Here is a 22,855-nt window from a genome sequence, read left to right on the forward strand (position 1 = left end):
GGCGAGGGGCGAGGGGCGAGGGAAAAGAGCGGTGTGAATCAGAGTGGAGTGAGTAGCTCGCTTGCGGTTTCGCGCGCTGACGCGACGCGCGAAACCGCAAGCGGGCGACCAGCCTCGCTGCCAGGGGTGGGCATCAATGGTTTTCTCATAGGATTTCTTCCTGTCCGACTTCCTCGCCCCTCGCCCCTCGGCCCTCGTCCCTCGCTGCGTCATGTTGCGAAATTAGGCGAAAAAACAGCTCTTCGAGGTCCGATTCCTGGTAGGTGTCTCGCAAATGCGGCAGCGTGCCTTCGGCAAGGATGTGGCCACGATGAACGATCGCAATCCGATCGCAAAGCTTTTCCGCTTCACGCATGATGTGGGTGGAAAATAGAACGCACTTCAAATGATCGCGAAGGTCGGCGACGGTTTTTAGCAGCGCCCGCGCCACGAGCACATCCAGCCCGGCGGTCGCTTCGTCGAAGATCACGACCGGCGGATCGTGGACGATGGCCCGGGCAATCGACACTTTCTGCCGCATCCCGCTCGACATTTTCGAGCCGAGCCGGTCGCGAATTTCGTTCATCTTGAGCACGTCGAACAGTCGCTCCATCCGCTCTGCGAGCGGCTCGGGCTGCATGCCGTAGAGGCGGCCGAAATATTCGACCATTTCCCAGGCCGTCATTCGGTCGTAGATGCCCGTGTTCGCAGACATGAAACCGATTTGCCGCCGCACCAGAGACGGCTGAGTGACGACGTCGAAACCGTTGACGGTGGCGGTTCCACTGGTGGGGCGAAGCACGGTGCTCAAAATCCGCAGGGCCGTGGTCTTGCCGGCGCCATTCGGGCCGAGCAAGCCATAGATCTGGCCGGGCACGGCGTCGAAGCTGATGCCTCCCAGGGCAACAAAGCTCCCGCGCCGCAAATCGGCATAGTGCTTCGTGAGATTGCTGACGTGGATCATGGTCGGCCGATGCTTGGGAGCCGCAAGATGCGTCGTGCGCCTCGGGGCCGACGATGATGAACCGCCAGGCTCGGTCTCAAAATTCGCCCGACCCGCACACTAGCCCGATGCGTTTGCGAGGAAGACCTGCAAGGGCGGCATCGCTGGGCTGCATGACGGAAAAAGCCGAATGCGCATTGGCTCGAGGCGCTAACCCGGGCGAGCGGCGATGGGGCGCGCCCTGGCTTAGGCTTCGGGCTAGTGGTTTGGGACAAAGTCTGGTTCCTTTGATTTCCGACGAAAGGGGCGGCCATCGGTTGGATCTCCGCCGGTCATCAACCCAAGCCGCATCGGTCGGCGCGCATCTTGAGCCCACGGCTAGTTTAGCTTATCACGGCCTTGAAGCGCATGGGGGCAGGAAGAGCGCGCCCCGCGAACGTTGGTCCAGATCAGACAAGGCAATATCGGCACTTTCGAAAAATCGCGGGAACTTGGCCGACGGTTTGGGCGTCTAACCGCTGCCAAAGGTACAATTTGCCCAGCGGCGCGGTCGATTTTGTCCCGCCACGGCCCGCCTGCGCCCAATCCCCGTCGTTCTTGTACAAGGAGTTCTGGCGATGTCGCGCAATATTTTCAAACTGCTGCCGCTCGCGCTTCTCGGCCTGATCTTTGTTCTGCCGACCGCAAGCGCCGCCGCTGCCGATGGCGACGCTCCGCCACCCAAAGAGAACGCCGGCGAAAAGCCGGCCGCCGCCGCGTCGCTGCCATTGACCAAGGTGGCGCTGTTTAGCTCGGGTGTCGGATTCTTCGAGCACGATGGCGAAGTAACCGGCGACGCCCATGTCGATCTCCAGTTCAAGGTGCACGACATCGACGACCTGCTGAAAAGCATGGTGTTGCAGGATTTCAGCGGCGGCCGCATCTCCACCGTCAACTACGGCTCCAAAGAACCCGTCACCAAAACGCTCGAATCGTTTTCGATCGATCTCAATGGCCAGCCGACGATGGCCGACTTGCTCCGCCAGTTGCGAGGCGAATCGGTCGAGGTCGACGCTCCGCAACCCGTTACCGGCACGATCATCGGCGTCGAAAAACGCAAACTGCGCAGCGGAAAGGACGAAACCGTCGAAGTCGAGTTTCTCAACCTGCTCACCAGCGAAGGCTTGCGCAGCATCTCCCTGGAAAACGTCGTGCGGATCAAGTTGAACAATGCCAAGCTCAACAACGAATTGCAGCAAGCCCTGGCGGTGCTGGCCACGGCCCACGACACCGATAAAAAGACCGTGACGCTCCATTTCCTGGGCAACGGCAAACGGCAGGTTCGCGTGGGTTATGTGCAGGAAGCGCCGCTGTGGCGGACCAGCTATCGGCTCGTGCTCAAAGACAAGGCCGAACCGTTCTTGCAAGGCTGGGCGATCGTCGAAAACCCCACCGAGCAAGATTGGAAAGATGTTTCGCTGACATTGATCAGCGGCCGGCCGATCTCGTTCGTGATGGATCTCTACGACCCGTTGTATCTCACGCGTCCGACGGTGGTGCCGCAGCTATATGCTTCTCTACGGCCGCAAACCTACGATCAGGATTTGGCGAATCGCGAACGAATGTTTCACGGAGCGGAAGACAAAGCCAAAGCCGATGAGATGGCCGACGCGGAAGGGGCCGGCAGTTTTGGGGGAATGGCAATGCGGAAGGCCGCGCGGGCGCCCATGGGCGCTGCTGTGGCCGGCAGTCGGCCCCAAAATGGAGCGTTCGCTTATCGCCGCCAACTCGATCTGCAACAGGGAGGCCAATCGCTGGCCGAAGCGGCCAAGGTCGGCGAATTGTTCCGCTACACCATCGAAACGCCGGTCACGCTAGCCCGCCGCCAGTCGGCCATGCTGCCGATCGTCAACGAATCGATCAAAGGCAAGAAGGTTTCGATCTACAACGCTCAGGTCCAAGCCAAGTATCCGCTCAACGGCCTGCAACTGACGAATAGCACCGCGCTGCACTTAATGCAGGGCCCGATCACCGTGTTCGACGGCGGCAACTACGCCGGCGATGCGGAGATCGACGACGTGCAGCCCGGCGCCGAACGGTTGATCAGCTACGCGATGGATCTCGATACCGAGGTGGCCCCCGAATCGATCGGCCATCCCGAGCAGCTTGTGAGCGTGCGGATTGCAAAAGGCACGCTCTACGCCTCGCGCAAGTACACGCGCACGATGAAATACACGGTGAAAAACTCCGGCGCGCACGACAAAGACGTGCTGATCGAGTATCCCATCGATCCGAGCTGGAAGCTGATCGCGCCGGAAAAGCCGACGGAGAAAACTCGCGACCTGTATCGCTTTTCGGTCAATGCCGAGCCCGGCAAGCCGGCGGTCCTGTCGGTCGAGGAAGAACGAACCGATCAGCAGTCGTGGGCCGTCACCAATCTCGACAACGGCACGATTCTGTTCTACGCCCGATCGCAAGCGACCACGCCGAAAGTGAAAGACTCCTTGGAGGAAGTGATCAAGCGGAAGGAGGCGATCGAGCAACTGGCCCAGAAGCGTCAGCAGTTGGAGCAACAAGTGCGGGTGATCGACGCCGATCAGGCCCGGATTCGCCAAAACATGCATGAGCTCGATCATACGCTGAAGATCTACAGCGACTACGTCGAGAAATTCAGCAAGCAGGAATCGCAGATCGACGCGTTGCACAAGCAAATCGAATCGCTGCAAAATGATGAAAACGGGGCCCGTAAGAGCTTGGATGATTATTTGCTGAGCTTGGATTTGTCGTGATGGCCAGGGGCCGGCGAGCGCGGCAACCGGGATTCGCCCTGGTTGCCGCGCCGCTGCTTTTTTTCGCTGTTTAAGACCAGATGATTGCCGCTCCTGGTTTGTCCGGCAGTGTGCCTCACGCCAGACCGCCGACTGCCGGACAAGCCAGCAGTGGCACCCGGGAACACCGAACCCAGTCGCCAGCGAGCAGTGATTCCGCATGCCATTGCAATTGAAGTGTACTGCCGCCTCCCGACTTCCGATCGATTTTGCGGGGATAATTCCCGAGCGGATTCGCGGGCATTCGCTTGCGGAAATTGAGCGAACCGAAATCTTCTGCGGCAATCGGCGATTGCCGCTCGTCGAATTATTCTCCGTTGCCGGCGAATCCGCCGACGGTGGGATTCATTTGACGGGCGATCTGTCGAGCGTGCATGGCATCGGATGCGGAATGACGCAGGGCGTGATCCGCATCGAAGGTAGCGCCGGACGGCATCTGGGAGCCGAGATGCGCGGCGGCAGGATCGATGTTTTCGGCGACGCCGGCGATTGGGCCGGCGCGGAAATGCGGGGTGGCGCGATCCACGTCCATGGCAATGTGGCCGATCACGCGGCCGGGGCTTTTCCCGGCAGCCTCCGCGGCATGACCGGCGGCGAATTGCTCGTTGCAGGCAATGCCGGCGATAACGCCGGCACGGCGATGCGGCGCGGACTGGTGGCCATCGGCGGATCGGCCGGCGACGGCCTCGGTTCGCGGATGATCGCCGGCACGATCATCGTCGGCGGCCAATGCGGCCGGCACGCCGGCGCCGCCATGCGCCGCGGCACGATCGTGCTCATGAATCCAGCAAGCAACGGCGCGATGCAGCTATTGCCGACGTTCGTTCGAGCGAACCAATGGAACCCTCCGTTCCTTCGGCTGCTGCTTGTGAATCTCCAGAGCGCCGGTTTTGTGCAAGCCGAGCGATGGATCGACTCGGATTACATCGTTCACCACGGCGACCAGTTGGCCCTGAACCGGGGCGAGATTCTCGTTCGAGTGTAGCCGGTCCAGCTCGACTGAAAAGCAACTTCTCCGCAGCCCCTCTCCCCTCGCGGGAGAGGGCGGGTGAGGGCTTCGAAAAGCGGAAGTTATTTTTCGGCCGAGCCTTATTGATTCGCCGCGGCCTTGGCCTTTTTTGGCGCCTTTGCGGGCGGGGCGCCGCTGTCGTCGGCCTTCTTCTTGGGCTTTGGCGCCGGCTTCGGATTGTCGGCATTGTCGGCCGCGGGCTTCGGATGGCTGACTGCCGCTACCACTGGTTTCGGCGGCATCGCCATCTTCTGGGTCGGGTAGTAAGCCGGCTCCGGCATCAGCGTTTCATGCAAACATTGCAACATGCCGCTTTCGCTGGAAAGCAGAATGCGGTCGGTTTGGATATTCGTGAGCGGTCGAACATCGGTCGGCAGCGGAATCGTGTCGAGCGTGCCCCCCGCCTTGCCGTCGAGAATCAACATGCGGTTTAATCGATCGACGGCGTAAACCTTCGTCGGACTGGCCGCGAGAAATTGCCGCGGGATCGAGTTAACCCATTCTTCATGCCCATCGGCGATCGCAGCGCAGGCCAACCCAGCGTCTTCGGGTAGCGTGTAGACGACATTTCGGATGGCAATCGGCGCTTCGCGAATCGGCGAACCGATGGGAGATTTCCAGATCAGAGCGCCTTCGGTATCGCGGATGCAAAACAGGTCGCCATCGGAATTCGCCGCAAAGATATAGGGCGAATGGACGGCCAGTTGCGCCGCGGCCGGGCCTCCCAGATCGACCTCAAATTTCGGAGTAATGCCGTCGGGCATGGTGAGGTGCACCGAACCGCGATCGGAGATCCATGCCACACGCTGGCCGGCCACGACCGGCGGATGCTCATTGCGGCCGGAGCTGGTGACATAGGTGACGCCCGCGTTCATGTCGTTGATCGCGTAGGTCTCGATATGCCCGTTGGCGGTTGGCACGTAGACGAACTCTTCGGCGACCATCGGGCCGTTCTTGGGCAGGTTGCGCAAATGGGTCGCCCACGCCTGTTTGCTCTTTCCGTCCATATGGGGCCGGCCGTCGGCCCGGTCGAGCAAGTACAATTGGGTGCCGTTGACGACCGCCACGACAAGGTTGTCGGGCATCGGCCACACGGTTGCCGCCGCAGGCGATTTCGGCTCGGTTGCCGGTGGCGCGGAACCCTCGTCGGCGGGCATTGGTCGGGCGTCGCCGGCGGCGACTGCATTCGCCGCGCCTCCGTCAGCGGCCACCGGCGCGGCCGCATGTCCGGCGGCGGCGCCCTGCTTCGCCTTCGTTTCCGGTTTCCAATGGGCCTTGCGAAAAACCGGATTTCCATTGCCGGCCGCCGGAAAAGTCGGCTGGCGCGGGTCGCCGACTTGGGTCGACCAAACCAATCGCCCCGTTTCCGCATCGACGGCCATCACCTCGGCGTTGGTGGTGGTCACAATCAGCAGATCGTCGTCGGGCACGACGGCCACGATTTTCGAGCGCATTCCGGCCAGCGGCAACTGCATGAACCACGAGCGCGTCAGCCCGTGCCGCTCGACGAGCGATTGAGGGACCAGAATTTCGCCGACGTTTTCAGCCCGTGTTGGGGTGGCCGATAAAACCGCGGCGGCAAAAAGGGCCAAGCCACAAATCAAAATCCGAGAAACGCGCATGGCGATGCCTCTAGCGAGAGATTTGCCGAGTAGGTCGAGATTCGAAATTCGCGAAATGTACGGACGAGAACGCGGAATGCCGTCCATTCCATCATAATTGGACAATTCTCGACATGGAACAGGGGATGGAGCCGGCCATCGTTGTTTGGGGAATTGTTTGCTACGATACAGCCGCCTGACTCCGGGCCGATTTGTGCTGCATCGTTGCGAACAACGCTCCGGAACCAACCCCCGCTTCTGCCCCAGCCAATTTTTCTAATGAGCGGTCCTGCACTTCTCAGAATGGAGCGCATCGCGAAACGGTTTGGCCGGACCGTTGCGCTTGGCGAGGTGACGCTCGACGTTCGCCTTGCCGAGGTGCATGCGCTGGTCGGCGAGAATGGGGCCGGCAAGTCGACGCTGATGAAAATCCTGGCCGGGGCCGAAATTGCCGATAGCGGGTCGATCGAATTCGCTTGCCGGCCCTTCGCGCCCCGCGAGCCGCGCGATTCGCTCGCCGCCGGCATCGCCATGATCTACCAGGAATTCAATCTGGCCCCGCATTTGTCGGTCGAGGCCAATCTCGTGCTGGGGCGCGAACGGGCGGCCGGGCATGTGTTTATCGCCGGCCCCCTGGCGGCAATTCTCGGCGGTCCGGAGCGGCGGCAATGCCGCGCCATGCTCGATCGGCTCGGAATGCGCGTGCCGCTCGATGCCCGCGTGGGCGATCTGGGCGTGGCCGACCAGCAGATGATCGAAATCGCCAGGGCTTTGCTGGGCGGCGCGCGGTTGGTGATCATGGATGAGCCGACCAGCGCACTCGCGTCGCACGAAGTGCAGCGGTTGTTCGAGATCATCCGGCAACTGCGCGGCGATGGAATCAGCGTCATCTACATCAGCCATTTTCTGGAAGAGCTCGATCAAATCGCCGATCGGCTGACCGTGCTGCGCGATGGGCGGACCATCGCCACCGGCGAACTACGCGACTGGCCGCGGCAGCGAATTATCGAAGCGATGGTCGGCCGCAAGGTTTCGGAAATGTATCCGCGCGTCGAACATGAAATCGGCAAGCCGCTATTGGAAGTCCGCGATTTGGCCGGCCGAAAAGCGCCGCGCCGCGCAAGCCTGACGCTCCATCGTGGCGAAATCCTCGGCCTCGCCGGGCTCGTCGGCGCCGGGCGCACCGAAATGCTGCGCACGCTGTTCGGGCTAGACCCGCGCCGCGGCGGGCAGGCCACGCTCGAGGGCGTGCGCATCGAGCGGTTTACGCCCAGCGATTGGAATGCCCGCGGTGTCGGCATGTTGAGCGAAGATCGCAAGCGCGAGGGCTTGGCTCAAAATCTGTCTTGCATCGCGAATATCACACTGCCGGCGGTCTCGCGCAACTCGCGGTTTGGGTTGGTCGGCCGGCGGAAGGAATATGTCGCGGCAGGGGAAGTCGGCCGCACGCTCAAGATCAAATGGGCGACCCCGCGCCACAATGTTGCATCCCTTAGCGGCGGGAACCAGCAAAAGGTGGCCATGGCTCGGCTCCTATACACCAATGCCGATGTGCTGCTGCTCGACGAGCCGACGCGCGGTATCGACGTCGGCGCGAAAGTGGATCTCTACCGCGCGATCGGCGAATTGGCGCGGCAAGGCAAGGGAATTATCGTGGTCAGTTCGTATTTGCCCGAACTTTTTGGTGTCTGCGATCGGATTGCCGTGATGAGCCGGGGCGTGCTATCCGCGGCAAGGAACATCGGCGAGTGGACGCCCGAAACGGTGATGCACCTCGCCGTCGGCGAATGACCGGTTCAGCAACTTTTTGACTCCAGCCATGCCGAACGACGCGAGCAATTCCGACTTCCCCTCGCCCACTTCGCCGCGTCCCGTTGCGGGGGACGGCGAAGCGGCATTGCACGGATTGCTGCGTTCGCTCGGCAGCGTTGCCGGGCCATTGATCGGGCTGGCGCTCGTGATCCTGATTTTCGGCGCGTGGCAGCCCTACACGTTTCTTTCGGCGAAGGCCTTTCGCAGCGTCTTCGAAAACAACTATCACTATTTGATCGCCGCGATCGGAGCAACTTTTGTCATCATCACCGCCGGCATCGATCTATCGGTGGGCAGCACGATGGGGTTGGCCTCGGTCTGTTGCGCGATGGCCGCCGCGGGGACTCAGTTTCCCGTTTTCGATTGGCAGCGAGCGCTGGTGATCGCCGGCGGAATGGCGCTCTTGGCCGGCCTGTGCGTCGGCGGTTGGACATTGCAACGCGGCTGGCAGCGGCTGCGGGCCCTGCGCTGGGCGGTCGGCTCGGCGGCAGCGGCGGCTATTGCCGGCATTTTGATCTGGCGGCTGTTGGCCGGGGCGACGATAGCGCCGATGCCGGTGTCTGCCGCGCTGCTCGTTGGCGTCGCCGCCGGAGCACTCGTGGGGCTGCTAAACGGCACGTTGATCACCACGCTTTCGCTCCCTCCCTTCATCGTCACATTGGCAACGCTCGGCGCCGTGCGCGGACTGACGCTCTATATCACCGGCGGAATCCCGGTGCCGAACTTGCCCGACAGCGTTTCGCAATTGCACTATGGCACGTGGCTTTTCGGATTGTCGCCGAATCTGTGGATCACGCTTGCCGTCGTCGTGGTGTCGATTCCGCTGTTGCATTTCACCGTGTTCGGCCGATATGCATTCGCGATCGGCTCGAACGAGCGAACGGCCCGGCTGTGCGGCGTACACGTCGAGCGGTGGAAGACGCTTTGCTATATCATCGCCGGCGCGACGGCAGGCCTTGCCGGGGCGATGATGACCGCCACGCTTGGCGGCCGGCCGACGAATTTCGAGGGGCTCGAACTGACGGCGATCGCGGCGGTCGTGATCGGCGGCACGAGCCTGTTCGGGGGCGAGGGAACCGTGGCCGGCAGCATCTTGGGCGTCTTGATGCTCGGATTCTTGAACACCGGCTGCACGATGGCCAGCCTGAGTTCGTATGTGCAGCCGATTTTCATCGGGGCCACGATCGTAATCGCTGCCGCCATCGACCGCTTCCGCCATTTAGGCCGGTGATGCGGCTGCTCGCGGGGCTCCGGCCTGGGCTGGTCGAATCGGCCTTTCAGGCCGAGACGTTCTCGCGGCAAAAACCCCCTCACCCCCGGCCCCTCTCCCGCAGTGGGGAGAGGGGAGAAGACGCGCGACGTCGATCGTGCAGATAAATCGGTTTATCCTGCGCGACGAGTGCGAATTCCCGCCCGGCACCGAGGGAACGATCGTCATCACGGTAGACGGCGACGAGCGGAAAACCCACGGCACGGCGGCGCGGCTTGTCAGGCCAGGCCGCGCAATCGGCCCACGATGAGCGACGCGTTGTGGCCGCCGAAACCAAAACTGTTGCTCATGGCGATCGGCACGTCGCGCTCGCGCGGATGATGCGGCGTGTAGTCGAGGTCGCACTCCGGGTCGGGAGTGTCGAGATTGATCGTCGGCGGGATGATGCCTTTGCCGACCGCCAGAACGCAGAAGATCAATTCCACGCCGCCGCTCGCCCCCAAGAGATGCCCCAATTGGCTCTTCGTGCTGGAAATGCTCAGCTTCTTGGCGTGCGGGCCGAAGATCGTTTTGACGGCCTTCGTTTCCGCCAAATCGCCGAGCGGAGTGCTGGTGCCATGGGCATTGATGTACACGATCTCGTCGGGCGGCAGCCGCGCGTCGGCCAGCGCTCGCTCCATCGCCTTGGCTGCGCCGACGCCGTTTTCATCCGGTGCGGTGATATGGCTGCCATCGGCGCTGGCGCCGTAGCCCAGCAGCTCGGCGTAGATTTTTGCACCGCGGCGGCGGGCGTGTTCGAGTTCTTCGATCACCAGCAGGCCGGCCCCTTCGCCGAGCACGAAGCCGTCGCGATCGCGGTCGAACGGGCGGCTGGCTTTGGTGGGCTCGTCGTTGCGCTCCGAAAGGGCCCGCATGTTCGAGAAGCCGGCGATGCCCATGGGCGTGATGGCGGCTTCGGTGCCGCCGGTGATCATGATGTCGGCTTCATCGCGCTCGATGGTGCGAATGGCATCGCCGATGGCGTTGGCGGCGCTGGCGCAGGCGGTGGCCACGGCGGTGTTCGGGCCGCGGAGGCCATATTCGATCGACACCCAGCCGCTGGCCGCGTTGACCATCAATTTGGGGATCGTGAACGCGGACACTTTATCGGGCCCGCGCAGCACGAGCCGCGAATGCTGGGCTTCAATTTCGTTGAGCCCGCCGATTCCGGAGCCGAGGATCACGCCACAGCGGAAGGGATCTTCGCGCGAGAAATCGAGGCCCGAATCGCGGACCGCATCGATGCCGGCGACGAGGGCGAACTGCGTGAAGCGATCGATTCGCTTCTCGTCTTTGCCGGAGATGTATTCGCCGGGCGACCAATCGTAGATATCGCCGGCGAAGCGGACTTTGTACTGCGTGGTGTCGAACAGGCGCAGCGCATGGATGCCGCTTTCGCCACGCAAAATCCGCTGCCAAAGATCGTCGACCTTCAAGCTCAGCGACGTGACCGCCCCAAGACCGGTTACGACAACCCGCCGTTTCATGCGCACTCGGTCAGGATTGGGTTTTTTCGATATAATCGACGGCCTGGCCGACCGTGGTGATCTTTTCGGCTGCGTCGTCGGGAATATTGATGTCGAACTCTTCTTCGAGTTCCATGACGAGCTCGACGACGTCGAGCGAATCGGCCCCCAGGTCGTTGACGAAGGAGGTTTCGGGTGTAATCTGCTCCTTGTTCACCCCTAGTTGCTCGGCGACGATGTCGATAACGCGTTCTTTGACGGAAGCCACCTTCTGGTTCCTTCTGTTAGTCCGATTTGAGGCCAGGCATGAAGTGCACGCCCGGCCAAAAGGAGCAGCGATTTTCCTACCGCTCCGTGTGCCGCCTTCCTGGTAAGCCCACTAAGATAGAGGAATTCCGCAAGTCAGGTCAAGATATAGCGATTTTCGCCTCTGGTGTCCAGACGGAAGGCTGTGAGGCTTGAGACTGTGAGGCTTGAGGTACGCGGGCATGTCGGACGCTGGCGCGTCCTCACGGGGAAGACTGTGAGGCTGTGAGGGGCGTGAGACTGTGAGGACGCACAAGCGTCCGGCCGTTTCTTCGTCCCTCAAAGCCTCGCGTCCCTCAAAGCCTCGCGTCCCTCAAAGCCTCACAGCCAAAGCCTCATAGCCTAACGCCTCATAGCCTTCTACACTGCAAATCCGCCGTCGACCACCAGCACTTGGCCGGTCACGTAGCCGCTGGCCGGCGAGGCGAAATAGAGCACCGCATCGGCAACTTCTTCCACTTGGCCCATCCGCTTGGCGGGAATCATCCGCTTGGTGATTTCTTCCAGCATCACCGGGCCAAGCGCGGCGGTCATTTCGGTATCGATGAACCCCGGGGCCACGACGTTCACCGTCACCTTGCGGCTGGCCAATTCGCGAGCCACGGTGCGCGTGAATCCGATCACGGCCGCCTTCGAGGCCGAATAATTCGCTTGCCCCGGATTGCCCCGCAGCCCGGAAACGCTCGAAATATTGATGATCCGGCCGTAGCGAGCCTGCATCATCGGCCGTGTCGCGGCGCGGGTGAACAGGAATGTGCCACGCAGGTTCGTATTCAAAACTTCGTCCCATTGCTGGTCGGTCATCCGCGGCAGCAGCGTATCTCGGGTCACACCGGCGTTGTTGACCAAAATATCCAATCGGCCCCAGCCGTCGGCAATCGAATCGACGAGCTTTTGCACCGCTTCGCCATCGGTGACATCGCCGGGCACGGCCTCGGCCGACCCGCCCGCGGCTTGGATCGCTTGCACCGTTTCGGCAAGCTTGTCGACGTTTCGAGCCACGCAGGCGATGCGCGCCCCGCAGCGACCGAGGGCCTCGGCAATCGATCGGCCGATGCCGCGCGATGCCCCGGTCACCAGGGCGACTTGCCCAGCCAGATCGACGGTGAGGCGGGGAACGGGAGCATTGGGATCAACGGGTTTCTTGCTCATCGTGATGGCTCAATTTTTGTAGGTCAGGCTTTCCGGCCTGACAAAGAACCGTGAGAACCGGATAGCATTCTCGTTCCTTGCGGCAATTCGCGTCAGGCTGAACAGCCTGACCTACTGATCGAACGTGCCGTGGCACGGAATCTTGCGCTCGATGCGCTTCAGCAGTCCCCGCAGCACGCGGCCCGGCCCTACTTCATAGAATTCATCGCAGCCGCTGGCAAGTAGCGCGCGCTGCGAATCCTCCCATAATACGGGGCTGACCACCTGCCGCACCAGCAAATTGCGGATCTCTTGCGGGTCGTCGTGGATTTGCGCGTCGACATTCGACACGACCGCAATCCGCGGCCGCCGAATCGGCGCCTCGGCTAAGGCTGCCGCCAATCGCTCGACGGCCGGCTGCATGATCGACGTGTGAAACGCGCCCGCCACGGCCAGCGGCACTGCCCGCATCGCACCCGCCGCCGTTGCCATCTCGGCCACTCGGGCACAGGCTGCCTTGGTGCCCGAAACGGCGATATTCCCTGGGCACAACAGGTTGGCCACTTGCAAAAGCTCGCCCCCGCTGGCGTCGGCACACAGTTGTTCCACCGCCACGCGATCCAGGCCCAAAATGCTCACCATGCCGCTGGGCATTCGGTCGGCCGCGTCTTGCATGGCTTCGCCGCGTGTTTGCACGACACGCAATCCATCTTCGAATTCGATTGCGCCCGCGAAAACCAGTGCCGTGTATTCGCCGAGGCTCAGTCCGGCAGCCGCCTGGCAGTTTTCCACCGCTGCGGGATTGCCGGCTTTCAGCGATTCAACGGCCGCCAAGCCGGCGACGAACAGAGCCGGCTGGCTATGCACGGTCGAATCGAGCGCGTGCGCCGGGCCCTCGAAGCAGATTTTCGCCAGATCGTAGCCCAACAGCGAGTTGGCCCGATCGAACAGCGCCCGGGCGGCCGGCAGCGACTCGGCCAATTGCCGCCCCATGCCGACCGTTTGCGCCCCTTGGCCCGGAAAGAGGAATGCGATTTTGCTCAAAGCAGCGGAGGGGTTAGGGGCCGCGGGATGCGATCCAGCACGGGCACGGCGCGAAACCGCAAGCGAGCTACCCCGTCGATTGGCATCGGGGCTCGCTTGCGGTTTCGCGCAGTCGAATAGCCCAGGCCCCCGGGGTCATTCCTTGATTTCAACGACGGTGCGGCCCATGTATAGGCCGCATTTGGGGCAAATCATGTGCGTCGGCACAGCGGTGCTGCACTGCCGGCAATAGGTCAGTTGCCGCGGCTTCTTGGCATCGTGGGCCCGCCGGCTACCGGTTTTGGAATTCGACTGTCTGCGCTTTGGAACGGCCATGATCGCTCACCCAACCTGAAATCCCCCGGTCGCATTCCGCCGGGAAAATGCAAACCGCCCAATCTAAACGCGGGCTACGGGGGTGTCAAGGCGGTGAGAGGCATCGACGAAAGTTAACATCGCTCGCCGTTTCCGGTTCCGTCGGTAGGACGATCGCCCATTTGAAGCGTGCAACGAGGGGCCTATAATCCGCGTTAGAAGAGAGAAGAGGAGCGTGGTCCATGAACCGCAGTGATCGGCTTCAAGTGGGGGCCGTTAATTATTTGAATACCAAACCGCTGGTCTACCGGCTCGATCGGCTCGCGCCGCAGGCGCAAATTGTGTTCGATTTGCCGAGCCGGTTGGCCGATCGGCTGGCGGCCGGCAGTTTGGATGTGGCCCTGATTCCGTCGGTCGAGTTTTTTCAGAATCCCGATTATCGGATCGTGTCGGATGCTTGTATCGCCTGCCGCGGGCCCGTGTTGAGCGTAAAGCTGTTTAGCCGCGTCGCGCCCGAGCGGATCGAGCGGCTGGCCCTCGATGAAGGATCGCGCACGAGCGCGGCACTGGTGCGGATATTGCTCAAGGAGCGATTCGGAGTCGAACCGCGGTTACAGCCGCTGGCGATCGGCGCTTGCCTCGATTCGAGCGATGCCGATGCGGTGCTCTTGATCGGCGACCGGGCCATGCACTCGCCTCCAGGACCGTTTGCGGAAGTTTGGGATCTGGGCGACGCTTGGGTCGCGTGGGCCGGGGTCCCCTTCGTGTTCGCGATGTGGACGGCCCGGGCCGACACGGAATTGAACGGCCTCGAAACGGCGCTTTCCGAATCGCGCGATCTGGGCGTTGCCCATGTGGCGGGCATCGCCGCGGTCGAGGCGGCGCCGCTCGGGCTCACGGTGCCGCAATGCGTTTCGTACCTGCGCGATAATTTGCACTTTTCCCTCGGCGACGAGGAGCACGCCGGCCTGAAGCGGTTCTACGATTTGGCCGTTGGCCTCGGCTTGGCCCCCTCGGCGCGGAACCTGGAAAATCCACCGCGACCTTTTGTAGGATCCGCAAGGCAATCCATCTAGACCCAAGTGCGCATTGCGAGCCCGCAGCGCAAGCAAGGATGCCGGACGGCATTCCCTTGCTAGCGCGACGTGCTCGGAGGCGCCGGCATCGGTCGTGGCCCAGGAACGACAAACAAGAAAATGAATGTCAAACGGCGGTTCACCCTCGCTAACGCGTCGGGCTTGTATTTTCCTCGTCCCTGACCCCTGACCCCTGACCCCTATGCCCTCCTCCCTCGAACCACTCTTGGAAAAAGCCGTCGCCGGCCAGCGGCTGTCGCCCGATGAAGGGCTGCGGCTGCTCGAGTCGCACGATCTGGCGGCGCTGGGCCGGGCGGCCGACGCCGTGACACGGCGACTGCATCCCGAGCCGTATCGCACCTACAACATCGATCGCAACATCAACTACACGAACGTTTGCACGGCCGTGTGCGATTTCTGCGCTTTCTATCGCAAGCCGAAGCATGAAGAAGGCTACGTGCTCGAGCGCGATGTGCTGTTGCAAAAAATCCAAGAAACGATCGATCTCGGCGGCGATCAGATTCTGATGCAGGGGGGCCTGCATCCGGAATTCAAGATCGAATGGTACGAAGACTTATTGCGCGATATCAAGCGGCATTTTCCGCAGGTGAATGTGCACGGCTTCAGCCCGCCGGAGATTCATCATTTCACGAAGGTTTCAAAATTGCCGCTACGAACGGCGCTCGAGCGGCTGAAGGCGGCCGGGCTGGGAAGCTTGCCCGGCGGCGGGGCGGAAATCCTCGTCGATCGAGTGCGCAGCGAAATCACCCGCGGCAAGGTGATGACCGACGATTGGCTGAACGTCAATCGCGTGTGGCATCAACTCGGCGGCCGCAGCACGGCGACGATGATGTTCGGCCATGTGGAAACGCTTGCCGAGCGAATCGAACATCTCGAGCGATTGCGACAATTGCAGGACGAGACCGGCGGGTTTACGGCGTTTATCTGCTGGTCGTTTCAGCCCGAGCACACCGATCTGGCGCATTTGCCGGCCGCGGGCTCGTTCGACTATTTGAAGACGCAAGCCGTGGCCCGGCTGTATCTCGACAATTTCGCGAACATCCAGTCGAGTTGGGTGACGCAGGGGCTGAAGATCGGGCAATTGGCCCTGGTGTACGGGGCCAACGACATGGGCAGCCTGATGATTGAGGAAAATGTGGTGTCGGCGGCCGGCACCGTGCACCACCTTTCGCTCGACGAAATCCGCGGCGCGATTTCCGAACTTGGTTACACTCCCCGTCGCCGCAACGTGTTCTATCAACTCGTCGATCAAGCGGCGTAGCGTTGCCCCGCTAAGGCTCGATCGAAAAATAACGTCCGTTTTCCAGACCCCTCACCCTGCCCTTTCCCGCAAGGGGAGAGGGAGTTGCGGTGAAGCGATTTTTCGTTCGAGCCTAGAGAACGCGGGCATGGCCGATCATCCGTGCGGCTCCGTCATGCTCCATGGATCGAGGGCGCGGGCGAGCTCTTCCTCCGGCAAAATCTTTTGGTCTTGGCAGAGCTCGCGGATGGTCTTGCCGGTGCGAAATGCTTCTTTCGCAATGGCTGCCGCCTTTTCGTAGCCGATGTGGGGATTCAGGCTCGTCACCATCGACAAGCTTTTTTCGACGCTCGCCTCGCAGCTTTCGGCATTGGCTTCCATCTCCGAGGCACAAAAATCGACGAACGCCTGCGTCGCGGCCGCCAGTAGCTGAATGCTTTCGAGCGTGGCGTTGCCCATCACCGGCATCATGATGTTCAATTGAAACTGGCCGCCCGACGCGCCCGAAATGGCCACGACCTGATCGTTGCCCATCACCATCGCGCACACTTGCATCATGCTTTCGCACATTACGGGGTTCACCTTGCCCGGCATGATCGAACTGCCCGGCTGCCGGTCGGGAAGCTTGATTTCATAGAAGCCGCAGCGTGGGCCGGAGGAGAGCCAGCGCAGATTGTTCGACACGTTGAAGAGCGTGGTCGCGATCGCCCGCAGGCCGCCGTGGCACTCGACCAAGCCATCGCGCTGGGCATTGGCCTCGAAATGATTCGCGGCTTCGACCAGCGGAATGCCGGTTTCCTCGGCCAGCGCGGCGGCCACGCGGCGGCCGAATTCCGGATGGGTGTTGATGCCGGTGCCGACGGCCGTTCCACCGGCGGGCAATTCATACACGGCCTCGGCCGCGCGCCGAGCGCGAGCCACCGACAATTCGATTTGCCGGGCCCAGCCGCCGATTTCTTGACCAAGCCGTAGCGGCGTCGCATCGGCCAAATGCGTGCGGCCGATCTTGATGATCTTGTCCCAAGCCTGCGATTTCGCTTCCAAAACCGATTGCAGCCGTTCGAGCGCCGGCATTAGTTGCCCATGAATGGCCACCGCCACGGCCACGTGAATCGCCGTGGGAAACATGTCGTTCGTGGATTGGCCCATGTTGACGTGGTCGTTTGGATGGATGGGCTTCTGCTGGGCGAAGCGATCGCCGCCGGTGAGTTCGATGGCCCGGTTGCTGATCACCTCGTTGGCATTCATGTTGCTCGATGTGCCCGAGCCGGTTTGAAAAACGTCGATCGGAAACTGATCGTCGAATTTTCCTTCGATCACTTCGCGGCAGGCGGCCAACAGGGCGTCGATCTGCGCCGCCGAAAGGGCTCGCTTGCCACTGGTGAGCGTGCCGAGATCGCGATTGGCGATCGCGGCGGCCCGTTTCACGCGGCCCAGCGCGTGGATCAGTTCCGGCGGCAGCGGCCAACCCGAGATCGGAAAATTTTCGACGGCCCGTTGCGTCTGCGCCCCGTAATACGCCTGGGCGGGCACACGCACATCGCCCATCGAATCGTGTTCAACGCGAAATTCGTTCGTAGCCATAAAGGAATTTCCTCCAGCCGAGGATCATAGCCGGTCGAGGATGATCCGCGAAAGATGGCGAATGTGTTGGCCGAGACCGATCGTCATTCGCAGGACCTATCCGAACGCGACCGCGGTCAAACTGCTATGCGGTCGGCGTGCGCCGAGAGGTCGAGCTTCCATCGATGAGGTCGGAATCGACGCGGCAGCAGAAACCAAACCTTGCCGTTGCTCAATTCCTCATGGAATGGAATCTGATGGCCGCGCATGTAGAGCTTGTAGGACTCAATCCACTCAGGCGGACAGGTAAGCACCTGCCATCTTGGAAAGACCGCGTCGCGAACTGAGCAGAGAAGGTCGTTTTCAACCAGATCGGCCTCGCCCGACGGATAATGGATGACCCCTTGCTTATCGACGCTGTGCTTGATATGCGACTTCTTGAGCAGCGCGAGCAAGCGGCTGTTTAAATCCTCATCACCAAACTTGAACGATTGCATCGTTTTCATTGTTCAGCCTTGTCAGTTCGGCCGCCGGTAACACCAAGTGTGACCACAATTGCAGCCAAGCGGATGCTGGCCTGGGCGCGTGGCAGCCGGCCCTTTGGCATGCCCCTTCCGACGCGTTCAGCGCATCCGCTCTTGTCGTGCCGAAGCCTGCGAAAACTTTTTGACAACCGCTGGGGCAGCTTCCGCGCGGCTTCGTCGTGCATTTCCATTGCCGGTCGGATCGTTTCTTGCCCACCAATCCCTCCGCGACAGCGACGACCAATAGGGTCGGTCCTATTCTGATCCGACACATTTTACCCGAGGTTGCGCAAACGGTCGAGCAAGCGATCTTGACGAGTGGCGTGCCGATCGACCATCAGATTCGATCATTTCCCGTGCAGCCGGCAACTGCCGTTGTCGCAATCGTCGGTGCGGCCGAAAAGGTATCGCCGTTTGGCGATCTGGCGATAGAGCCATTGCCACAATGGCAAGCTGCCGGGAATGTGCAACAGCGGCATCAGCCACCACAGCCGGCGCAGTCGCCGCGAGAGATAGCGGATCGCACCGGCGCCGCGATGCCGCACGCCGTTTTGGTCGACGACGTACATCTCTTTCATCAGCGCAGCGTGCGACAAATCGGGATACCGCCGAGCCACTTCCGGATCGTGCAGCGAAAGATAGGCCAGCCGATGCTGGCAATCCCACCACGGCAGCTTTCGCACCTGGGCCGTACACATGCGGCAATGTCCGTCGAAGATCACGACATCGGCGTCCGGCCGCTCGGCAGGCGTCGGCAGCGGTTTTTCAATGGTTTCGACGGTGGCCATAAGAGGTGTCCAAAATACTAGCCCGAAGCGTCAGCGAGGTGAAATACTACCCCGAAGCGTCAGCGAAGTGAAAAACTAGCCCGAAGCGTCAGCGAGGTGAAATACTAGCCCGAAGCGTTAGCGAGGATGCAGCGCGAACCGGCTTTCCACTTCCTACCATCAATCCTTCAACCGCTAAAAATTATACCGTACTAACCGCTGCCTTCATCCGGCCGGGGAAATTGGGCAATACAACCCATCTTTCCGAAACAGCGAACCGAACAAAAAAGCCGATTGCGATGCAACGCAAACCGTGCGGGGAACGTCTATAATGGCGGGCGGGCCGCTCTACCGGCTCTGTTGTCCGGCATCTCGTGCTTTCGCTCGGAGCAACCTTGAATCATGGACACGCTTCGTAAGCAAGTGGCTCGTGCCAGGCGGCGGCTGATTCTTGGGCAGTTTTTCGCCGCCTTGGCATGGTCGCTCTCCGCAGCATTGGCCGTGGCCGCGATTGGCTTGGCGGCCCGGAAATTGTTTCCGCTCCATCTCGATGGCCGGATCTGGGCGACTGCCTGGATCGGCAGCGCCCTGCTGGTTGGCTTCGTTGCGGCGGCGGTTTGCACCTGGCTCGCCCGGCGCGATCCGCTGTTTGCGGCGATCGAAATCGATCGGCGTTTCGCGCTCAAGGAGCGGGTGTCGAGCGTGTTGTCGCTCTCGCCGCGGGAATTGGAAACCGAAGCCGGGCAAGCGCTGGTGAGCGACGCGTTGCGGCGGCTCGAGCGCGTTGATATTGCAAGCCGGTTCGCCGTTCCACTCGGCAAGCGCAGCCTACTGCCGCTCGTGCCGGCAGTTGTGGTGTTCGGGCTGACGTTTCTCTCCGACAAAGTTCGCCCGACCGAAGCCGCCGCCACGGTGTCGCCGCAAACGGTCGCCCAAATCCATCAGTCGGCCGAGGTGCTGCGCCGCAAGCTGGAACAGCAGCGGCAGGAAGCCGCGGAAAAGGGGCTTGCCGATGCCGGCGATCTGTTCAAAAAAGTCGAACAGGGCGTCCGAGAACTCGCCAAAAAGCAAAGCGTCGATCGCAAACAGGCACTCGTCGACCTCAACGACCTGGCAAAGCAACTCGAGGCCCGCAAGAAAGAGCTCGGCGGCGATGAAAAGCTGAAGCAAGAGCTCGGCCAGATGAAAGACATGCAAAGCGGGCCGGCCGAAAAGCTGGCCGACGCCATGAAGAACGGACGATTCGAGCGGGCGCTCAAAGAACTCGAAAAGCTGCAAGACGCGCTCAAAGCCGACAAGCTCGACCCGAACGAGCAACAGCGAATGGCGCAGCAACTCGAGCACATGAAGCAAACGCTCGACCGATCGACCGACAAGCACCAGCAGGTGCAACGGGAATTAAAAAAGCAAATCGAGCAATTCAAAAACGCGGGCCAAATGGCCGACGCCAAACGGTTGCAAAAGCAATTGGACCAACTTCGGCAACAATCGCCGCAAATGAACGAGCTCAAGCAAATGGCCGGCAAATTCGGCCAGATTTCGAAGTCGCTCCAATCGGGAAAGCCCGGCGAGGCGGCCCAATCATTGAACGACTTGGCCCAGCAAGTTCAATCGCTCAAGCGGCAGGCCGACGAGCAAACCATGCTCGATCAATCGCTCGATCAAATTACCGATTGCCGCTCGTCGATGACCGGTGATAAGGATGGCAAGAACGACGGCGGCAAACAGCCCGGCAGCGGCCAACTGGCCAATGGCAAAAATGGCAACGGCAAAAAGGGCAAGAGAGCTAAAAACGGCAGCGGCCGACAAGACGGCAGCGAGCTAAGCGACGAAATGGCCGATGGCGATGCATTGCTGGAGGGCGGCCAACGCGACGGCAGCGGCAACGAAGTTGATGACAACGGCATGGTCGCCGGCGATGCGGCCGGCAACCAACGAGGCAGGGAATCGGGCCGCCGCTCGGAAGGCGCCAACGGCGTGAAATTCTACGACTCGAAGGTCGCCCAAAAAATCGGTCATGGCGCCGCGATCATCACCGGCGAAGCCGATGGGCCGAATAGCAAAGGCAACGTGCGGGCCGAAATCCAGGCCCAACTCGATAGCGCCAAACACGACGATTCCGACCCGCTCACCGGCCAGCGCCTCCCGCGCAGCCAGCGCGATTTCGCCAAAGAATATTTCGATTCGCTGCGGGAAGGGAATTAAATCAGCGGTAACGGTTCGCGACACTAGCCCGAAGCGTTCGCGAGGATGGCGCAACGCACAAGCCTCAAACTTTGAATGCACGGGATAAGGCTTCCTTGCTAGCGCTGCGGGCTCGACTTCGCAACACTGGCCCGAAGCGTTCGCGAGGCGGCGGCTGTATCGTCTGTCAATAATTCCTCGCTAACGCTTCGTCTCCGGTGGCACTGCTGTCGATCGCGAAATGCAAAGGTAGGCATCGTCTGTCAATAATTCCTCGCTAACGCTTCGTCTCCGGTGGCACTGCCGTCGATCGCGAAATGCAAAGGTAGGTATCGTCTGTCGATAATTCCTCGCTAACGCTTCGTCTCCGGTGGCACTGCCGTCGATCGCGAAATGCAAAGGGGGGTATCGTCTGTCAATAATTCCTCGCTAACGCTTCGTCTCCGGTGGCACCGCTGTCGATCGCGAAATGCAAAGGGGGGTATCGTCTGTCAATAATTCCTCGCTAACGCTTCGGGCTAGTGTGCTGATTGGCGAGGTTTGAGGGGTCGCCTACAATGCTGCGAGCAGTTGCATGTCGCCAACCGCACCTTCCACCCTTCACCCGAAGAAAACTCGCCCCCGATGAACACATCCCACGCGATCGGACTGCACCCGTTTTGCTTTTCCGCACTGACATGCCTGCTCGCTGCCGCTGCTTTGGCGAGCGGAGCGCCGGCGGCCCGCGCCGCCGACGACCCATCGGCCGATCACCATGCCAAGCGGGCCTTCGTCTACATCGGCCCGTACACCAATGGCACCAGCCGCGGCATCTATCTGTTTCGCCTGGATCGGGCATCGGGCAAGCTGGAAGCGGCCGGCGTGACGCCCAGCGACAATCCGTCGTATGTGGCGACCGATCCGGCGCAGCGGCTGCTGTTCGCCGTCGGCGAGATGGATCGTTTTAAGGGGCAGAAAGCGGGCTCGGTCAGCGCGTTTTCCCGCGACCCGGCCACCGGCGCTCTTTCGCCGCTCAATCAGCAATCGTCCGGCGGCGAAGCTCCCTGCCATCTCGTGGTCGATCACACAGGCAAGAATTTGATCGTCGCCAACTACACCGGCGGCAGCGTCGAGGTGCTGCCGATCGAAGCCGATGGCCGGCTCGGCCGGCCGAGCGATTTCGTGCAACATCGTGGCGCGGACGCGAATCCGGCGCGGCAGAAAAAGGCGCATGCGCATGGCGTGGCAATGTCGCCCGACAACCGCTTCGCGCTCGTGGCCGATCTGGGATTGGACCGCGTGTTCGTGTATCGCTTCGACGCCGAGCATGGAAAAATTTCGCCGAACGATCCGCCGTGGCTGGCCGCCGCGGCGGGGGCCGGCCCGCGGCATCTGGCCTTCCATCCCAACGGAAAATTCGTCTACGCGATCAACGAACTGAATTCGACGATCGCGCTGATGAGCTACGACGCCGCGCATGGCCGGCTGGAATCGCGGCAAACGATCTCCACGCTGCCGGCCGACGCCAAACTGCCCAAGACGGGCACCTCCTGCGCCGAACTGGTGGTCCATCCGTCGGGGCGATTTCTATATGGCTCGAATCGCGGCCACGATAGCCTGGCGATGTTTTCGATCGACCAGCAGACCGGCCGGCTGACGCCGATCGGCTACCAATCGAGCGGCGGCCACACGCCGCGCGGCTTCGACATCGATCCGTCGGGCGATTGGCTCATCGCGGCGAATCAAGACTCGGCCAATGTGGTCGTGTTTCGGATCGACCGCCAAACGGGCCGACTCATTCCGACGGGCATCACCGTAGAGGTCGATAAGCCGGTGTGCGTCAAGATTCTAGAATAGGGT

The 22,855-nt window shown here is 61.6% G+C and carries 18 protein-coding genes; 8 read left to right on the forward strand and 10 right to left on the reverse strand.

Features of this window, described 5'->3' with window-relative positions; translation table 11 throughout:
• Positions 1-145: 145 nt before the first annotated feature.
• On the reverse strand, positions 146-943 hold the full coding sequence (locus tag VHX65_03090) for an ATP-binding cassette domain-containing protein (protein ID HEX3997517.1): 798 nt from the start codon (positions 941-943) through the stop codon (positions 146-148).
• 596 nt (positions 944-1,539) lie between these two features.
• Here VHX65_03090 and VHX65_03095 point away from each other — a divergent pair.
• Together VHX65_03095 and VHX65_03100 are read left to right on the forward strand one after the other, a co-directional pair.
• Complete coding sequence (locus VHX65_03095; protein HEX3997518.1) at positions 1,540-3,690, forward strand: hypothetical protein; 2,151 nt, start codon at positions 1,540-1,542, stop codon at positions 3,688-3,690.
• Positions 3,691-3,889: 199 nt separating this feature from the next.
• Complete coding sequence (locus VHX65_03100) at positions 3,890-4,714, forward strand: formylmethanofuran dehydrogenase subunit C (GenBank protein ID HEX3997519.1); 825 nt, start codon at positions 3,890-3,892, stop codon at positions 4,712-4,714.
• Between the two features lie 104 nt (positions 4,715-4,818).
• On the opposite strand, the gene VHX65_03105 is transcribed toward VHX65_03100, so the two are convergent.
• Positions 4,819-6,360 carry a PQQ-binding-like beta-propeller repeat protein gene (locus VHX65_03105; GenBank protein ID HEX3997520.1) on the reverse strand — a complete coding sequence of 514 codons (1,542 nt, stop codon included), beginning with the start codon at positions 6,358-6,360 and terminating at the stop codon, positions 4,819-4,821.
• Positions 6,361-6,618: 258 nt separating this feature from the next.
• Between VHX65_03105 and VHX65_03110 the strand changes: the two genes are divergently transcribed.
• On the forward strand, positions 6,619-8,130 hold the full coding sequence (locus VHX65_03110) for a sugar ABC transporter ATP-binding protein (protein ID HEX3997521.1): 1,512 nt from the start codon (positions 6,619-6,621) through the stop codon (positions 8,128-8,130).
• Between the two features lie 28 nt (positions 8,131-8,158).
• Entirely contained in the window at positions 8,159-9,382 is a 1,224-nt protein-coding gene (locus VHX65_03115; protein HEX3997522.1) for an ABC transporter permease, read from the forward strand.
• Positions 9,383-9,639: 257 nt separating this feature from the next.
• Here VHX65_03115 and fabF read toward each other — a convergent pair whose 3' ends face one another.
• From fabF to rpmF, 5 genes are all read right to left on the reverse strand, one after another.
• Positions 9,640-10,887 (reverse strand): beta-ketoacyl-ACP synthase II, encoded by a 1,248-nt coding sequence (gene fabF, locus VHX65_03120; GenBank protein ID HEX3997523.1) that lies wholly within the window; start codon positions 10,885-10,887, stop codon positions 9,640-9,642.
• A gap of 10 nt (positions 10,888-10,897) precedes the next feature.
• Positions 10,898-11,134 (reverse strand): acyl carrier protein, encoded by a 237-nt coding sequence (gene acpP, locus VHX65_03125; GenBank protein HEX3997524.1) that lies wholly within the window; start codon positions 11,132-11,134, stop codon positions 10,898-10,900.
• Positions 11,135-11,532: 398 nt separating this feature from the next.
• Positions 11,533-12,324 (reverse strand): 3-oxoacyl-[acyl-carrier-protein] reductase, encoded by a 792-nt coding sequence (fabG, locus tag VHX65_03130; GenBank protein HEX3997525.1) that lies wholly within the window; start codon positions 12,322-12,324, stop codon positions 11,533-11,535.
• A 111-nt stretch (positions 12,325-12,435) separates the two neighbouring features.
• Positions 12,436-13,347, reverse strand: a complete 912-nt coding sequence (fabD, locus tag VHX65_03135) for an ACP S-malonyltransferase (GenBank protein HEX3997526.1) — start codon at positions 13,345-13,347, stop codon at positions 12,436-12,438.
• 135 nt (positions 13,348-13,482) lie between these two features.
• Positions 13,483-13,662 carry a 50S ribosomal protein L32 gene (gene rpmF, locus VHX65_03140; protein HEX3997527.1) on the reverse strand — a complete coding sequence of 60 codons (180 nt, stop codon included), beginning with the start codon at positions 13,660-13,662 and terminating at the stop codon, positions 13,483-13,485.
• A 221-nt stretch (positions 13,663-13,883) separates the two neighbouring features.
• Between rpmF and VHX65_03145 the strand changes: the two genes are divergently transcribed.
• A complete protein-coding gene (locus tag VHX65_03145; GenBank protein ID HEX3997528.1) occupies positions 13,884-14,717 on the forward strand; it encodes a menaquinone biosynthesis protein in 834 nt (277 codons plus the stop codon).
• Positions 14,718-14,919: 202 nt separating this feature from the next.
• Complete coding sequence (mqnC, locus tag VHX65_03150) at positions 14,920-15,999, forward strand: cyclic dehypoxanthinyl futalosine synthase (GenBank protein ID HEX3997529.1); 1,080 nt, start codon at positions 14,920-14,922, stop codon at positions 15,997-15,999.
• A gap of 135 nt (positions 16,000-16,134) precedes the next feature.
• Here the strand turns inward: mqnC and VHX65_03155 are convergent, their stop codons facing one another.
• From VHX65_03155 to VHX65_03165, 3 genes are all read right to left on the reverse strand, one after another.
• Entirely contained in the window at positions 16,135-17,562 is a 1,428-nt protein-coding gene (locus tag VHX65_03155; protein HEX3997530.1) for a class II fumarate hydratase, read from the reverse strand.
• Positions 17,563-17,678: 116 nt separating this feature from the next.
• Positions 17,679-18,047: a hypothetical protein gene (locus tag VHX65_03160; GenBank protein ID HEX3997531.1), complete on the reverse strand. Its 369-nt coding sequence runs from the start codon at positions 18,045-18,047 to the stop codon at positions 17,679-17,681.
• Positions 18,048-18,412: 365 nt separating this feature from the next.
• A complete protein-coding gene (locus tag VHX65_03165) occupies positions 18,413-18,853 on the reverse strand; it encodes a DUF393 domain-containing protein (GenBank protein ID HEX3997532.1) in 441 nt (146 codons plus the stop codon).
• A gap of 381 nt (positions 18,854-19,234) precedes the next feature.
• Here VHX65_03165 and VHX65_03170 point away from each other — a divergent pair, with 381 nt between their 5' ends.
• Positions 19,235-21,037, forward strand: a complete 1,803-nt coding sequence (locus VHX65_03170; GenBank protein HEX3997533.1) for a hypothetical protein — start codon at positions 19,235-19,237, stop codon at positions 21,035-21,037.
• A 603-nt stretch (positions 21,038-21,640) separates the two neighbouring features.
• Positions 21,641-22,852: a lactonase family protein gene (locus VHX65_03175; GenBank protein HEX3997534.1), complete on the forward strand. Its 1,212-nt coding sequence runs from the start codon at positions 21,641-21,643 to the stop codon at positions 22,850-22,852.
• The last annotated feature ends 3 nt before the right edge of the window (positions 22,853-22,855 follow it).

Source organism: Pirellulales bacterium (assembly GCA_036267355.1).
Classification (GTDB): domain Bacteria; phylum Planctomycetota; class Planctomycetia; order Pirellulales; family DATAWG01; genus DATAWG01.